General features: G+C 41.7%; 7 protein-coding genes, 9 tRNA genes and 6 rRNA genes (1 of these 22 running past the window's edge). All 22 read right to left on the reverse strand.

Annotated features, from left to right (window positions below; all coding sequences use genetic code 11):
• Positions 1 to 1,290: ribosomal RNA gene (locus tag JG554_RS11800) — 23S ribosomal RNA — on the reverse strand; it reaches 1,630 nt to the left of the window's first position.
• Between the two features lie 283 nt (positions 1,291 to 1,573).
• Positions 1,574 to 3,124: ribosomal RNA gene (locus JG554_RS11805) — 16S ribosomal RNA — on the reverse strand.
• 249 nt (positions 3,125 to 3,373) lie between these two features.
• Positions 3,374 to 3,488, reverse strand: a 5S ribosomal RNA gene (gene rrf / locus JG554_RS11810).
• 77 nt (positions 3,489 to 3,565) lie between these two features.
• Positions 3,566 to 6,484: ribosomal RNA gene (locus JG554_RS11815) — 23S ribosomal RNA — on the reverse strand.
• A 186-nt stretch (positions 6,485 to 6,670) separates the two neighbouring features.
• Positions 6,671 to 6,747: transfer RNA gene (locus JG554_RS11820), tRNA-Ile, on the reverse strand.
• Positions 6,748 to 6,849: 102 nt separating this feature from the next.
• A 16S ribosomal RNA gene (locus JG554_RS11825) occupies positions 6,850 to 8,400 on the reverse strand.
• A 140-nt stretch (positions 8,401 to 8,540) separates the two neighbouring features.
• Positions 8,541 to 8,616, reverse strand: a tRNA-Ala gene (locus tag JG554_RS11830).
• Positions 8,617 to 8,634: 18 nt separating this feature from the next.
• Positions 8,635 to 8,708 (reverse strand) — tRNA-Pro (locus JG554_RS11835).
• A 27-nt stretch (positions 8,709 to 8,735) separates the two neighbouring features.
• Positions 8,736 to 8,812, reverse strand: a tRNA-Arg gene (locus JG554_RS11840).
• Between the two features lie 13 nt (positions 8,813 to 8,825).
• Positions 8,826 to 8,914 (reverse strand) — tRNA-Leu (locus JG554_RS11845).
• 7 nt (positions 8,915 to 8,921) lie between these two features.
• A tRNA-Gly gene (locus tag JG554_RS11850) sits at positions 8,922 to 8,996 on the reverse strand.
• A 14-nt stretch (positions 8,997 to 9,010) separates the two neighbouring features.
• Positions 9,011 to 9,083 (reverse strand) — tRNA-Lys (locus JG554_RS11855).
• 6 nt (positions 9,084 to 9,089) lie between these two features.
• Positions 9,090 to 9,165: transfer RNA gene (locus JG554_RS11860), tRNA-Thr, on the reverse strand.
• 15 nt (positions 9,166 to 9,180) lie between these two features.
• Positions 9,181 to 9,256, reverse strand: a tRNA-Val gene (locus JG554_RS11865).
• 16 nt (positions 9,257 to 9,272) lie between these two features.
• Positions 9,273 to 9,387: ribosomal RNA gene (gene rrf / locus JG554_RS11870) — 5S ribosomal RNA — on the reverse strand.
• The 16S, 23S and 5S rRNA genes sit together here with 9 tRNA genes alongside, the layout of an rRNA operon.
• A gap of 473 nt (positions 9,388 to 9,860) precedes the next feature.
• A complete protein-coding gene (gene lysS, locus JG554_RS11875; RefSeq protein WP_070657450.1) occupies positions 9,861 to 11,348 on the reverse strand; it encodes a lysine--tRNA ligase in 1,488 nt (495 codons plus the stop codon).
• 512 nt (positions 11,349 to 11,860) lie between these two features.
• Positions 11,861 to 12,340 carry a 2-amino-4-hydroxy-6-hydroxymethyldihydropteridine diphosphokinase gene (folK, locus tag JG554_RS11880; protein WP_107360202.1) on the reverse strand — a complete coding sequence of 160 codons (480 nt, stop codon included), beginning with the start codon at positions 12,338 to 12,340 and terminating at the stop codon, positions 11,861 to 11,863.
• Complete coding sequence (gene folB, locus JG554_RS11885) at positions 12,340 to 12,705, reverse strand: dihydroneopterin aldolase (protein WP_046206543.1); 366 nt, start codon at positions 12,703 to 12,705, stop codon at positions 12,340 to 12,342. Before folB ends, folK begins: the two co-directional genes overlap by 1 nt.
• Positions 12,683 to 13,489, reverse strand: coding sequence for a dihydropteroate synthase (folP, locus tag JG554_RS11890; protein WP_070039634.1), 807 nt, complete (start codon positions 13,487 to 13,489; stop codon positions 12,683 to 12,685). Before folP ends, folB begins: the two co-directional genes overlap by 23 nt.
• Positions 13,490 to 13,619: 130 nt before the next feature.
• Entirely contained in the window at positions 13,620 to 13,745 is a 126-nt protein-coding gene (locus JG554_RS13300) for a hypothetical protein (protein ID WP_274380045.1), read from the reverse strand.
• 81 nt (positions 13,746 to 13,826) lie between these two features.
• The gene (gene cysK / locus JG554_RS11895) at positions 13,827 to 14,759 is read right to left on the reverse strand and encodes a cysteine synthase A (protein ID WP_203265311.1); all 933 of its coding nucleotides are present in this window, start codon (positions 14,757 to 14,759) and stop codon (positions 13,827 to 13,829) included.
• A 157-nt stretch (positions 14,760 to 14,916) separates the two neighbouring features.
• Positions 14,917 to 15,795 (reverse strand): Hsp33 family molecular chaperone HslO, encoded by an 879-nt coding sequence (gene hslO / locus JG554_RS11900; protein WP_064209954.1) that lies wholly within the window; start codon positions 15,793 to 15,795, stop codon positions 14,917 to 14,919.
• Positions 15,796 to 15,988: the final 193 nt, after the last annotated feature.

Genomic DNA, 15,988 nt, shown 5'->3' on the forward strand with positions numbered 1-15,988 from the left:
TCTCACTTCTAAGCGCTCCACATGTCCTTGCGATCATGCTTCAACGCCCTTAGAACGCTCTCCTACCATTGTCCTACGGACAATCCACAGCTTCGGTAATATGTTTAGCCCCGGTACATTTTCGGCGCAGTATCACTCGACTAGTGAGCTATTACGCACTCTTTAAATGATGGCTGCTTCTAAGCCAACATACTAGTTGTCTGGGCAACGCCACATCCTTTTCCACTTAACATATATTTTGGGACCTTAGCTGGTGGTCTGGGCTGTTTCCCTTTCGAACACGGACCTTATCACCCGCGTTCTGACTCCCAAGTTAAATTGATTGGCATTCGGAGTTTGTCTGAATTCGGTAACCCGAGAAGGGCCCCTCGTCCAAACAGTGCTCTACCTCCAATAATCATCACTTGAGGCTAGCCCTAAAGCTATTTCGGAGAGAACCAGCTATCTCCAGGTTCGATTGGAATTTCTCCGCTACCCTCAACTCATCCGCTCACTTTTCAACGTAAGTCGGTTCGGTCCTCCATTCAGTGTTACCTGAACTTCAACCTGGTCAAGGGTAGATCACCTGGTTTCGGGTCTACGACCAAATACTCAACGCCCTATTCAGACTCGCTTTCGCTACGGCTCCACATTCACTGCTTAACCTTGCATCAAATCGTAACTCGCCGGTTCATTCTACAAAAGGCACGCCATCACCCATTAACGGGCTCTGACTACTTGTAAGCACACGGTTTCAAGTTCTCTTTCACTCCCCTTCCGGGGTACTTTTCACCTTTCCCTCACGGTACTGGTTCACTATCGGTCACTAGAGAGTATTTAGCCTTGGGAGATGGTCCTCCCAGATTCCGACGGAATTTCTCGTGTTCCGTCGTACTCAGGATCCACTTAAGAGAGAACAGATTTTCGACTACAGGATTATTACCTTCTTTGATGCATCTTTCCAGATGCTTCGTCTAATCTATTCCTTTGTAACTCCGTATAGAGTGTCCTACAACCCCAACAAGCAAGCTCGTTGGTTTGGGCTCTTCCCGTTTCGCTCGCCGCTACTCAGGGAATCGATTTTTCTTTCTCTTCCTGCGGGTACTAAGATGTTTCAGTTCTCCGCGTCTACCTTCGATACGCTATGTATTTACGTATCGATAATACGACATAACTCGTATTGGGTTCCCCCATTCGGAAATCTCTGGATCACAGCTTACTTACAGCTCCCCAAAGCATATCGTCGTTAGTAACGTCCTTCATCGGCTTCTAGTGCCAAGGCATCCACCGTGCGCCCTTAATAACTTAATCTATTTGCTTTCCAACTCGACAACCGTCGGTTGAAAACCCAAAATGTTATTAATCTGTGAGTGTTCTTTCGAACACTAGCGATTATTTCTTTTTGAATTCAAGCTTATTTAAAACTCTTATTCACTCGGTTTTGCTTGGTAAAATCATAAATTTTACTTACTTATCTAGTTTTCAATGTACAAATCATTAAAGAATACTCGAATGAGCATTCAAAACTGAATACAATATGTCAATGTTATTCCTTTGTCATCTTCTAAAGAAGATGTTCCGAATATATCCTTAGAAAGGAGGTGATCCAGCCGCACCTTCCGATACGGCTACCTTGTTACGACTTCACCCCAATCATTTGTCCCACCTTCGACGGCTAGCTCCATAAATGGTTACTCCACCGGCTTCGGGTGTTACAAACTCTCGTGGTGTGACGGGCGGTGTGTACAAGACCCGGGAACGTATTCACCGTAGCATGCTGATCTACGATTACTAGCGATTCCAGCTTCATGTAGTCGAGTTGCAGACTACAATCCGAACTGAGAACAACTTTATGGGATTTGCATGACCTCGCGGTTTAGCTGCCCTTTGTATTGTCCATTGTAGCACGTGTGTAGCCCAAATCATAAGGGGCATGATGATTTGACGTCATCCCCACCTTCCTCCGGTTTGTCACCGGCAGTCAACTTAGAGTGCCCAACTTAATGCTGGCAACTAAGCTTAAGGGTTGCGCTCGTTGCGGGACTTAACCCAACATCTCACGACACGAGCTGACGACAACCATGCACCACCTGTCACTTTGTCCCCCGAAGGGAAGGCTCTATCTCTAGAGTTGTCAAAGGATGTCAAGATTTGGTAAGGTTCTTCGCGTTGCTTCGAATTAAACCACATGCTCCACCGCTTGTGCGGGTCCCCGTCAATTCCTTTGAGTTTCAACCTTGCGGTCGTACTCCCCAGGCGGAGTGCTTAATGCGTTAGCTGCAGCACTAAGGGGCGGAAACCCCTAACACTTAGCACTCATCGTTTACGGCGTGGACTACCAGGGTATCTAATCCTGTTTGATCCCCACGCTTTCGCACATCAGCGTCAGTTACAGACCAGAAAGTCGCCTTCGCCACTGGTGTTCCTCCATATCTCTGCGCATTTCACCGCTACACATGGAATTCCACTTTCCTCTTCTGCACTCAAGTTTCCCAGTTTCCAATGACCCTCCACGGTTGAGCCGTGGGCTTTCACATCAGACTTAAGAAACCGCCTACGCGCGCTTTACGCCCAATAATTCCGGATAACGCTTGCCACCTACGTATTACCGCGGCTGCTGGCACGTAGTTAGCCGTGGCTTTCTGATTAGGTACCGTCAAGACGTGCACAGTTACTTACACATTTGTTCTTCCCTAATAACAGAGTTTTACGATCCGAAGACCTTCATCACTCACGCGGCGTTGCTCCGTCAGGCTTTCGCCCATTGCGGAAGATTCCCTACTGCTGCCTCCCGTAGGAGTCTGGACCGTGTCTCAGTTCCAGTGTGGCCGATCACCCTCTCAGGTCGGCTACGTATCGTTGCCTTGGTAAGCCGTTACCTTACCAACTAGCTAATACGGCGCGGGTCCATCTATAAGTGATAGCAAAACCATCTTTCACTTTAGAACCATGCGGTTCTAAATGTTATCCGGCATTAGCCCCGGTTTCCCGGAGTTATTCCAGTCTTATAGGTAGGTTACCCACGTGTTACTCACCCGTCCGCCGCTAACGTCAAAGGAGCAAGCTCCTTATCTGTTCGCTCGACTTGCATGTATTAGGCACGCCGCCAGCGTTCATCCTGAGCCAGGATCAAACTCTCCATAAAAAATTATGATGTTTGATTAGCTCATAAAATACTAATTTGTGTTATCAATAACACGTTGTTTTGATTCAACATTTAATGTTGAAATCGGAATTAACGTTGACATATTGCAATTCAGTTTTCAATGTTCATTTGTTTCAATCACAAGAATTAATTCTATAGGTTTTGACTTTGAAAGTCAAATACTTTTTAAAATTAATCTATGATAATCATTATTCCATAAAAAAACGACCCAAAGGTCAAAATGGAATTGCCTGGCAACGTCCTACTCTTGCGGAACGTAAGTCCGACTACCATCGGCGCTAAGGAGCTTAACTTCTGTGTTCGGCATGGGAACAGGTGTGACCTCCTTGCTATAGTCACCAGACAATGTCATGTATAAAATTTATACACTCAAAACTAGATTGTAAGTAAAATTTAGTTTAACCAACAAAACTTTTAAATTTGATTAAGTCTTCGATCGATTAGTATTCGTCAGCTCCACATATCGCTATGCTTCCACCTCGAACCTATTAACCTCATCATCTTTGAGGGATCTTATAACCGAAGTTGGGAAATCTCATCTTGAGGGGGGCTTCATGCTTAGATGCTTTCAGCACTTATCCCGTCCATACATAGCTACCCAGCGATGCCGTTGGCACGACAACTGGTACACCAGAGGTATGTCCATCCCGGTCCTCTCGTACTAAGGACAGCTCCTCTCAAATTTCCTACGCCCACGACGGATAGGGACCGAACTGTCTCACGACGTTCTGAACCCAGCTCGCGTACCGCTTTAATGGGCGAACAGCCCAACCCTTGGGACCGACTACAGCCCCAGGATGCGATGAGCCGACATCGAGGTGCCAAACCTCCCCGTCGATGTGAACTCTTGGGGAGATAAGCCTGTTATCCCCGGGGTAGCTTTTATCCGTTGAGCGATGGCCCTTCCATGCGGAACCACCGGATCACTAAGTCCGTCTTTCGACCCTGCTCGACTTGTAAGTCTCGCAGTCAAGCTTCCTTGTGCCTTTACACTCTATGAATGATTTCCAACCATTCTGAGGAAACCTTTGAGCGCCTCCGTTACTCTTTAGGAGGCGACCGCCCCAGTCAAACTGTCCATCTGACACTGTCTCCCACCATGATTAATGGTGCGGGTTAGAAATCCAATACAGCGAGGGTAGTATCCCACCAACGCCTCCACGTAAGCTAGCGCTCACGTATCTAAGGCTCCTACCTATCCTGTACAAGCTGTACCGAATTTCAATATCAGACTACAGTAAAGCTCCACGGGGTCTTTCCGTCCTGTCGCGGGTAACCTGCATCTTCACAGGTACTATGATTTCACCGAGTCTCTCGTTGAGACAGTGCCCAAATCGTTACGCCTTTCGTGCGGGTCGGAACTTACCCGACAAGGAATTTCGCTACCTTAGGACCGTTATAGTTACGGCCGCCGTTTACTGGGGCTTCGATTCGTAGCTTCGCAGAAGCTAACCACTCCTCTTAACCTTCCAGCACCGGGCAGGCGTCAGCCCCTATACATCACCTTACGGTTTAGCAGAGACCTGTGTTTTTGATAAACAGTCGCTTGGGCCTATTCACTGCGGCTCTCCTGGGCGTGAACCCTAAAGAGCACCCCTTCTCCCGAAGTTACGGGGTCATTTTGCCGAGTTCCTTAACGAGAGTTCGCTCGCTCACCTTAGAATTCTCATCTTGACTACCTGTGTCGGTTTGCGGTACGGGCACCATAAATCTAGCTAGAGGCTTTTCTCGGCAGTGTGAAATCAACGACTCGAGGAAACAATTTCCTCTCCCCATCACAGCTTGACCTTATGAGTGCCGGATTTGCCTAACACTCAGTCTTACTGCTTGGACGTACAATCCAATCGTACGCTTCGCCTATCCTACTGCGTCCCCCATCGCTTAAAACGATTCATGGTGGTACAGGAATATCAACCTGTTATCCATCGCCTACGCCTATCGGCCTCAGCTTAGGACCCGACTAACCCAGAGCGGACGAGCCTTCCTCTGGAAACCTTAGTCAATCGGTGGACGGGATTCTCACCCGTCTTTCGCTACTCACACCGGCATTCTCACTTCTAAGCGCTCCACATGTCCTTGCGATCATGCTTCAACGCCCTTAGAACGCTCTCCTACCATTGTCCTACGGACAATCCACAGCTTCGGTAATATGTTTAGCCCCGGTACATTTTCGGCGCAGTATCACTCGACTAGTGAGCTATTACGCACTCTTTAAATGATGGCTGCTTCTAAGCCAACATACTAGTTGTCTGGGCAACGCCACATCCTTTTCCACTTAACATATATTTTGGGACCTTAGCTGGTGGTCTGGGCTGTTTCCCTTTCGAACACGGACCTTATCACCCGCGTTCTGACTCCCAAGTTAAATTGATTGGCATTCGGAGTTTGTCTGAATTCGGTAACCCGAGAAGGGCCCCTCGTCCAAACAGTGCTCTACCTCCAATAATCATCACTTGAGGCTAGCCCTAAAGCTATTTCGGAGAGAACCAGCTATCTCCAGGTTCGATTGGAATTTCTCCGCTACCCTCAACTCATCCGCTCACTTTTCAACGTAAGTCGGTTCGGTCCTCCATTCAGTGTTACCTGAACTTCAACCTGGTCAAGGGTAGATCACCTGGTTTCGGGTCTACGACCAAATACTCAACGCCCTATTCAGACTCGCTTTCGCTACGGCTCCACATTCACTGCTTAACCTTGCATCAAATCGTAACTCGCCGGTTCATTCTACAAAAGGCACGCCATCACCCATTAACGGGCTCTGACTACTTGTAAGCACACGGTTTCAAGTTCTCTTTCACTCCCCTTCCGGGGTACTTTTCACCTTTCCCTCACGGTACTGGTTCACTATCGGTCACTAGAGAGTATTTAGCCTTGGGAGATGGTCCTCCCAGATTCCGACGGAATTTCTCGTGTTCCGTCGTACTCAGGATCCACTTAAGAGAGAACAGATTTTCGACTACAGGATTATTACCTTCTTTGATGCATCTTTCCAGATGCTTCGTCTAATCTATTCCTTTGTAACTCCGTATAGAGTGTCCTACAACCCCAACAAGCAAGCTCGTTGGTTTGGGCTCTTCCCGTTTCGCTCGCCGCTACTCAGGGAATCGATTTTTCTTTCTCTTCCTGCGGGTACTAAGATGTTTCAGTTCTCCGCGTCTACCTTCGATACGCTATGTATTTACGTATCGATAATACGACATAACTCGTATTGGGTTCCCCCATTCGGAAATCTCTGGATCACAGCTTACTTACAGCTCCCCAAAGCATATCGTCGTTAGTAACGTCCTTCATCGGCTTCTAGTGCCAAGGCATCCACCGTGCGCCCTTAATAACTTAATCTATTTGCTTTCCAACTCGACAACCGTCGGTTGAAAACCCAAAATGTTATTAATCTGTGAGTGTTCTTTCGAACACTAGCGATTATTTCTTTTTGAATTCAAGCTTATTTAAAACTCTTATTCACTCGGTTTTGCTTGGTAAAATCATAAATTTTACTTACTTATCTAGTTTTCAATGTACAAAAAATGGTGGGCCTAAGTGGACTCGAACCACCGACCTCACGCTTATCAGGCGTGCGCTCTAACCAGCTGAGCTATAGGCCCCTCATAAATAGAATACTCTGATGAGCATTCAAAACTGAATACAATATGTCAATGTTATTCCTTTGTCATCTTCTATAGAAGATGTTCCGAATATATCCTTAGAAAGGAGGTGATCCAGCCGCACCTTCCGATACGGCTACCTTGTTACGACTTCACCCCAATCATTTGTCCCACCTTCGACGGCTAGCTCCATAAATGGTTACTCCACCGGCTTCGGGTGTTACAAACTCTCGTGGTGTGACGGGCGGTGTGTACAAGACCCGGGAACGTATTCACCGTAGCATGCTGATCTACGATTACTAGCGATTCCAGCTTCATGTAGTCGAGTTGCAGACTACAATCCGAACTGAGAACAACTTTATGGGATTTGCATGACCTCGCGGTTTAGCTGCCCTTTGTATTGTCCATTGTAGCACGTGTGTAGCCCAAATCATAAGGGGCATGATGATTTGACGTCATCCCCACCTTCCTCCGGTTTGTCACCGGCAGTCAACTTAGAGTGCCCAACTTAATGCTGGCAACTAAGCTTAAGGGTTGCGCTCGTTGCGGGACTTAACCCAACATCTCACGACACGAGCTGACGACAACCATGCACCACCTGTCACTTTGTCCCCCGAAGGGAAGGCTCTATCTCTAGAGTTGTCAAAGGATGTCAAGATTTGGTAAGGTTCTTCGCGTTGCTTCGAATTAAACCACATGCTCCACCGCTTGTGCGGGTCCCCGTCAATTCCTTTGAGTTTCAACCTTGCGGTCGTACTCCCCAGGCGGAGTGCTTAATGCGTTAGCTGCAGCACTAAGGGGCGGAAACCCCTAACACTTAGCACTCATCGTTTACGGCGTGGACTACCAGGGTATCTAATCCTGTTTGATCCCCACGCTTTCGCACATCAGCGTCAGTTACAGACCAGAAAGTCGCCTTCGCCACTGGTGTTCCTCCATATCTCTGCGCATTTCACCGCTACACATGGAATTCCACTTTCCTCTTCTGCACTCAAGTTTCCCAGTTTCCAATGACCCTCCACGGTTGAGCCGTGGGCTTTCACATCAGACTTAAGAAACCGCCTACGCGCGCTTTACGCCCAATAATTCCGGATAACGCTTGCCACCTACGTATTACCGCGGCTGCTGGCACGTAGTTAGCCGTGGCTTTCTGATTAGGTACCGTCAAGACGTGCACAGTTACTTACACATTTGTTCTTCCCTAATAACAGAGTTTTACGATCCGAAGACCTTCATCACTCACGCGGCGTTGCTCCGTCAGGCTTTCGCCCATTGCGGAAGATTCCCTACTGCTGCCTCCCGTAGGAGTCTGGACCGTGTCTCAGTTCCAGTGTGGCCGATCACCCTCTCAGGTCGGCTACGTATCGTTGCCTTGGTAAGCCGTTACCTTACCAACTAGCTAATACGGCGCGGGTCCATCTATAAGTGATAGCAAAACCATCTTTCACTTTAGAACCATGCGGTTCTAAATGTTATCCGGCATTAGCCCCGGTTTCCCGGAGTTATTCCAGTCTTATAGGTAGGTTACCCACGTGTTACTCACCCGTCCGCCGCTAACGTCAAAGGAGCAAGCTCCTTATCTGTTCGCTCGACTTGCATGTATTAGGCACGCCGCCAGCGTTCATCCTGAGCCAGGATCAAACTCTCCATAAAAAATTATGATGTTTGATTAGCTCATAAAATACTAATTTGTGTTATCAATAACACGTTGTTTTGATTCAACATTTAATGTTGAAATCGGAATTAACGTTGACATATTGCAATTCAGTTTTCAATGTTCATTTAAATATATATGGTGGAGACTAGCGGGATCGAACCGCTGACCTCCTGCGTGCAAAGCAGGCGCTCTCCCATCTGAGCTAAGCCCCCATATCCTTTTAATAAGAGTCGGGAAGACAGGATTCGAACCTGCGACCCCTTGGTCCCAAACCAAGTGCTCTACCAAGCTGAGCTACTTCCCGTATTCATTATAATATTCATTCTAAAAATGGTGCGCCCAATAGGAGTCGAACCTATAACCGCTTGATTCGTAGTCAAGTACTCTATCCAATTGAGCTATGGGCGCTCTATTAAAATGATGGTGCCGAGGACCGGAATCGAACCGGTACGATGATCTCTCATCGCAGGATTTTAAGTCCTGTGCGTCTGCCAGTTCCGCCACCCCGGCAAAATAATGGAGCAGAAGACGGGATTCGAACCCGCGACCCCGACCTTGGCAAGGTCGTATTCTACCGCTGAACTACTTCTGCAAAATGAAACTGGATGAGCCATAGAGGATTCGAACCTCTGACCCTCTGATTAAAAGTCAGATGCTCTACCAACTGAGCTAATGGCTCATGAAATGGTGCCGGCCAGAGGACTTGAACCCCCAACCTACTGATTACAAGTCAGTTGCTCTACCAGTTGAGCTAGGCCGGCTATTCATTTTTTAAATGGTGGAGGATGACGGGTTCGAACCGCCGACCCCCTGCTTGTAAGGCAGATGCTCTCCCAGCTGAGCTAATCCTCCACATGATTATTATAAAGCCTGGCAACGTCCTACTCTTGCTGAACGTAAGTCCGACTACCATCGGCGCTAAGGAGCTTAACTTCTGTGTTCGGCATGGGAACAGGTGTGACCTCCTTGCTATAGCCACCAGACAAAATAACTTACTCAATGTATGATACATTGTTTGTTATTCAATTACAATAGTTAATTTTACACTATCTTAAAGAATTTCACAAGTTCTTTACTTAGTATTTAATATGTAAATGCTCGTTTTCGACGACTTTTATATAATACTATGTTTTTTTGCTGAAGTCAATAGTTTTCGTAACTTTTATTTAAACATAAATTTATTTCGTATGTATTTGCGTTTACTTAACTCGACTTGAATTATCTTACCATAAGAAATCGAGGTTTACCATACCTTTTTTAGTATATTTTTATATTTAAATAGCATAAATATGCATAATTGTATCTTATTACTTTTATTATTTTCTATTTTAATTCTAAGCCTTTTGTATTTCCTTGTTTCTTGCATAGTTTATATTTGTAAATAAAAAGGATTAAACATCCCAGCTTTTATTTGTAAGCCACAATATTTAATCCTTTATTATTAAGTTGAGCTATATTACTTTTGTCTCATATATGGGAAAAGTAATACGTCTCTAATTGAAGCTGAATCAGTAAGTAGCATGACAAGTCTATCAATACCTATACCTAGACCACCTGTTGGAGGCATACCATATTCTAATGCTTCAATGAAATCTTCATCCATTTCATGGGCTTCGTCATTGCCTTGCTCTTTTTCAACTAATTGTGCTTCAAATCTTTCTCTTTGATCTATCGGATCATTTAATTCTGTAAATGCATTACCATGTTCTCTGCCTACAATAAATAATTCAAAACGATCCGTAAATCTAGGGTCTTCTGGATTTTTCTTTGCTAATGGTGATATTTCAATTGGGTGTCCATATACAAAAGTAGGTTGTATTAATGTTTCTTCAACTTTTTGTTCAAAGAATTCGTTTAAAATATGACCGTATTTCATATTTTCAGTAATTTCAACACCATGCGCTTTAGCCAGTGTTTTTGCCTCTTCATCATTTTGAACATTAAAGAAATCAACGCCTGTAGCTTCTTTGACAGCATCTGCCATATGAACTCGTTTCCAGTTTGATTCTAAGTCAATAACTTCTTCACCATAATTAATTTTTGCAGTACCAAGTACTTTATTAGATATATGTCTAATCATATCTTCTGTTAAGTCCATAATATCGTGATAGTTTGCATATGCTTCGTAGAGTTCGATCATTGTGAACTCTGGATTATGACGTGTAGATACGCCTTCGTTTCTAAACACGCGACCAATTTCATATACTTTTTCTAAGCCACCAACAATTAATCGTTTCAAGTGTAATTCTATTGCTATTCTCATATATAATGTAGCATCCAAAGCATTGTGATGTGTTACAAACGGTCTCGCTGCAGCTCCACCAGCAATTTGGTGCATCATTGGAGTTTCTACTTCTAAGAATCCTTGATTGTTTAAGTAATTACGCATTTCTTGTAAGATTTTACTTCTATTAATAAAAGTTTGCGTACTATCTTGGTTTGTTATTAAATCTAAATAACGTTGACGATAGCGTTGTTCAATATCTTGTAAACCATGAAATTTATCTGGTAATGGTCGTAATGCTTTTGTTAGGAGCGTGAATGATTTTGCTTTGACCGACAATTCACCTGTGTTTGTTTTAAACATAACGCCTTCAATACCTACGATATCTCCTAGGTCTGCTGATTTCCATAGTTCAAATTGTTCTTCTCCAACTTGGTCTTTTCTCACATAAATTTGAATTTGGCCTGATAAATCTTGTACGTGTGCAAAACCTGCTTTACCTTTACCACGTTTCGTCATTAGACGTCCTGCAATGCTAACATGACTTTCTTCTTCTTTTTCTTGTAATTCTTCTTTGGAGAATTGATCCCAATCATCATGCAATGGTGTAGCCATTGAAGTTCGTACAAATTTTCCGCCGAATGGATCGATACCTAAATCGTATAGTTCTTGCATTTTTTGACGACGCACTTGCATTTGGTCGTTCATTTCTTCTGACATAACTTTCTCTCCTTTATACTTCTTATCCAATTTTAATTTTAGCATTAACCTTTTTGTTAGAATTCGAGGAATATCTATCATTGATGATTACCGTATTTTGATTTGTTCCAATCATTTCTAACTTTACCATGACCACCCCATCTTTTAAATACAAAGATGGTATTTGCTTATGTGCTTAGTACCAATTTTTCAACTTTTAATTTTACTAGAGGTCATGAATGTAATAAAGTAATTTAAACTTTAAAATGTTATATCAGTATTATTAATCAATTGTAGATAAAATAATGCTATTGTATTCCCTTTGACATCTACTTAAATATTTTATTAGAGTTAACGATAATACGAAAGGTATTGTTACTCATTTATTATTTGGTAAGTTACTATCCTGTCAATATGATTGAAGAAACAACATGAATTTTACAGTTTTTATATAATAAAACTGAAAGTATACGCATTCAAGTATAGCGCTTTGCTATTCCGCTTCATCATGAAATTTACACACATTTGTTTCCTTACCCCTTATATTGTTTCACTGAATTATCTAACATTACTAAATCTCTAATTTTTTTATTTGTATGAGGTTCAGTAAAATCTGGTGCAATATCATTTAATGGTATGAGCACAAAAGAACGCTCTAACATACGTGGATGCGGTATGATCAAATCATCTTCATCTATGATTTGTTCCTCAAATAATAAAATATCAACATCTAATGTTCTAGGCCCCCAGCTTATATCTCTCACTCTATGCAACTGTTGTTCTGTTCCTAAACATGCCTTTAATAAATCATGAGGTGTCAGTGATGTTTCTATTTCAATACATTGATTTAAAAATTGCGGTTGCTCAACATATCCAACAGGTTCAGTTTCATAAATTGGTGATGTTTGTGTTACATTGATACCTTCTGTTTCATTTAAAATACGAATTGATTGATCGAGCTGTGCTTTTCTATCTCCAACGTTACTTCCCAAACCTAAGTACGCATATGACATTATAAATTCTCCCTCACTATTTCTACACCTACACCTTCATAATGACCTGGTATAGGGGGATTTTCTTTAGTGATTCTAACTTGCGTTTCCATTACACGATTATAGTGTGAATTTATACGTTTTGCAATACGTTCAGCTAGATGCTCTAATAAATTCACTGGTTCACTTTCCATGATTGATTTCACATCTGCATAAACTTCACCATAGTGAACTGTATCAGTTACTTGATCTGTTTCACCTGCAAGGCTTAAATCGACTTTCATAGTCAAATCAACGATGAATATTTGACCAATTTCATTTTCGGCTGGTAATGCACCGTGATAGCCATAAAACTTCATACCGTTAAGAAATATTGTGTCTTTCATCCTCATTCTCCTTTAAATAATCCATGCTTTGAGCCAAACGGACATTGAGCGCAACGTTATGAACCCTTACACCTTTAACGCCTTTCATTATACCGTATGCAGTAGTAGCTGCAGTTGCTTCATCTCTTTCAATTGCTTGCGTGTCTCGATCTATCATTTCTTTAATAAATCTTTTTCTACTTGTCGCTAGTAGCACAGGATAATCTGTAGCTACTAATTCATCCAAGCGTGCCATTACTTCTTTTTCTTCATCTCTTGTTTTTGCAAAACCAATGCCAGGATCTATCCAAACTTTTTCTTGTGGGATACCTGCCATTTCTGCTTTATTAGCTTGTTTCAATAAATGCACAAGCATTTCATCCACAACAGGCATTGATCTATGACCATCACCATTGTGCATCAATATAATCTCACCTTCATATTTAGATACAACGTCAAAGATTTTTTCATCATATAATCCAGCCCACTGATCATTAATCATTGTAGCGCCTAATTTCATTGCTGCTTCTGCTACTTCACTTCTATATGTATCAATAGACAATTGAACATCTAATTGGCTAAGTGCTTTTACAACAGGGACCACGCGCTGTAATTCTTCAGTAACACTTATTTCCTCATAACCAGCAGGACGTGTTGATATACCACCTACGTCAATCATATCTACACCCTCTTCAATCATTTCTTGCGCTCTTTTGACAGCCTTTTCTACTGAATTATATTTACCGCCATCAGAAAATGAATCAGGTGTTACGTTTAATATGCCCATAATTTTTGTATGTGCCATCGTTACTTTCTTCCTTTCACTATGAAATGACTCATCGTTAGCTTAGTAATCACTATTCTATAATAACGCTAATTTATAAATTTTTCAGTAACCAACGTTCATATCGTCGGAAAATGTAAACTCGTTTATTTCACCCATTTCCACATTTTGTAATTAATAGCTGGTATTCAGACATTTTAATCATTTCGTATTGTACTTTTTCAATTGCTTTAGTTGTCTTTAAAAACTCTACAAACAAAGCATTCACAGAAGTCATAAAAAAATGTCGACAAAGTCAGAAACCTTGTCGACATTTGAAACTGATCACTTACACATAATCGGTTTTATAAATATATTTTTAATCTTCAAATGAATATAGAGGTGTTGAAAGGTAACGTTCACCATTACTTGGTAATACAGTAACTACTTTTTTACCTTTACCTAAAGATTTGGCTTTTTCTATAGCTGCATAAATTGCTGCACCTGAAGAAATCCCACCTAATATACCTTCTTCTTTAGCAACCTTACGAGACATATCCATCGCTGTTTCATTACCAACTTTTATAACTTCATCATAGATATTCGTATCTAAAGTATCTGGTACAAATCCTGCACCTAAACCTTGAAGTTTATGTGGTCCTGGTTCTCCACCACTTAATACTGGAGAATCTTCAGGTTCAATAGCTACAAGATTAATGTCAGGGTATTTCTCTTTCAATACTTTACCTGCACCAGTTAATGTACCACCAGTGCCAACACCAGCTAAGAATGAATCAATGGTTTTACCTTCAAATTGTTCAACGAGTTCTGGACCAGTTGTCAATTCATGCACACGTGGATTAGCCGGGTTTTCAAATTGTTGTGGTTCATAATAACCAAATTCTTCTTTTAATTCTTTGGCTTTTTTAATTGCACCTTTCATCGCTTCTGATCCTGGTGTTAAAACAACTTCTGCGCCATAAGCTTTTAATAAATTACGACGTTCTTGACTCATTGTTTCTGGCATTGTGAATACTGCTTTATAACCTTTCGCAGCACATACAAAAGCTAAACCAATACCTGTATTACCACTCGTAGGTTCTACAATTGTATCTCCTGGTTTGATTTTTCCTTCTTTCTCTGCCGCTTCAATCATTGCTAACGCGATACGGTCTTTAACAGAACCACCTGGATTTTGATATTCTAATTTCACATAAACATCTGCAGCATTTTCATCCACCACATTGTTCAACTTAACTACTGGCGTATTGCCAATCACTTCAACGACATTATTTACTGGTTTGTTTGTCATAAGTATTGCTCCTTTTCATTAAAAAGTTTAAAACCTACTTTTTCTATCGGATATACTTTATATTTTATCAGATTTTGATTTGAATACAACTAAGAAGATTAAAAATTACAATATTTTTATACTTTATAGTGACTTAAACTTCATTTTAAAGGATTTTTTACATCTTTTCTAATAATTCCTGTAATTCATTTTCTGTATATTGATATTTATTTCTACAGAAGTGGCATTCTGCTTCTGCACCATGATCTTCACTAATCATACTTTCGATTTCAGCTTGGCCTAGTCCTTTAATTGCATTTAAAAACTTTTCGTGACCGCAATTACATTCAAAACTTGCAGGCATTTCTTCTAAAATTTGAACTTCATCTTCACCAAGTATTTCATATAATATTTCTTCTGGAGTTAAACCTTGATCAATTAATTTCGAAACGGGTGTCATGTTGTTGATTGCTGTTTCTAATTTATTGATTGTTTTTTCTTCTGCACCTGGCATCACTTGTATGATAAAACCACCTGCAGCTTTTATAGAGTTATCAGGATTCACTAGTACGCCTAACCCTACAGATGAGGGTACTTGTTCACTTTTTGCAAAGTAGTAAGTAAAATCATCGCCTAATTCACCAGAGACTAGTTCACTTGAACCAGAGAAATAATCTTTCATTCCAACGTCTTTTACTACAGTTAATGCACCATTTGTTCCAACAGCTCTACTAACATCTAATTTTCCTACGTTATTTAGAGGGAAGTGCGTTTGTGGATGCGTCACGTATCCTCTGACATGACCGCTGGCATCTGCATCAGCTATAATTTTTCCGATTGGCCCTTGTCCATCAACTGTAACTGTCAGTTTTTGATCGCCTTTTAACATTGCACCCATCATCAACGTTGCAGTCATTGTTCTGCCAAGTGCTGCGGATGCTGTCGGCCAAGTATAATGTCTTGTTTGTGCTTCTTGAACACTTTCTGTAGTTAATGCACTATATGCTCTTATCTGTCCTTCATAAGCCAATGCTTTAACAATGTAATCATTTGTCATTTCTTTAATTTCTCCTTTTATTCATTGTAAGTGTTTAAATTGTTTTCTAACTTCTATATAGAATTTTATAATACTTTTTATCAATGCAATTTATTGTACGTGTTCAATCAAAAAATTGCTACATATCTGTTTGTGATTTTATTGATTGATGAATAATAAAAAAGCTTCTTTCCACATCAATATGATAGCAGAA

The organism is Staphylococcus sp. 11-B-312 (assembly GCF_016743055.1).
GTDB classification, from domain to species: domain Bacteria; phylum Bacillota; class Bacilli; order Staphylococcales; family Staphylococcaceae; genus Staphylococcus; species Staphylococcus ureilyticus.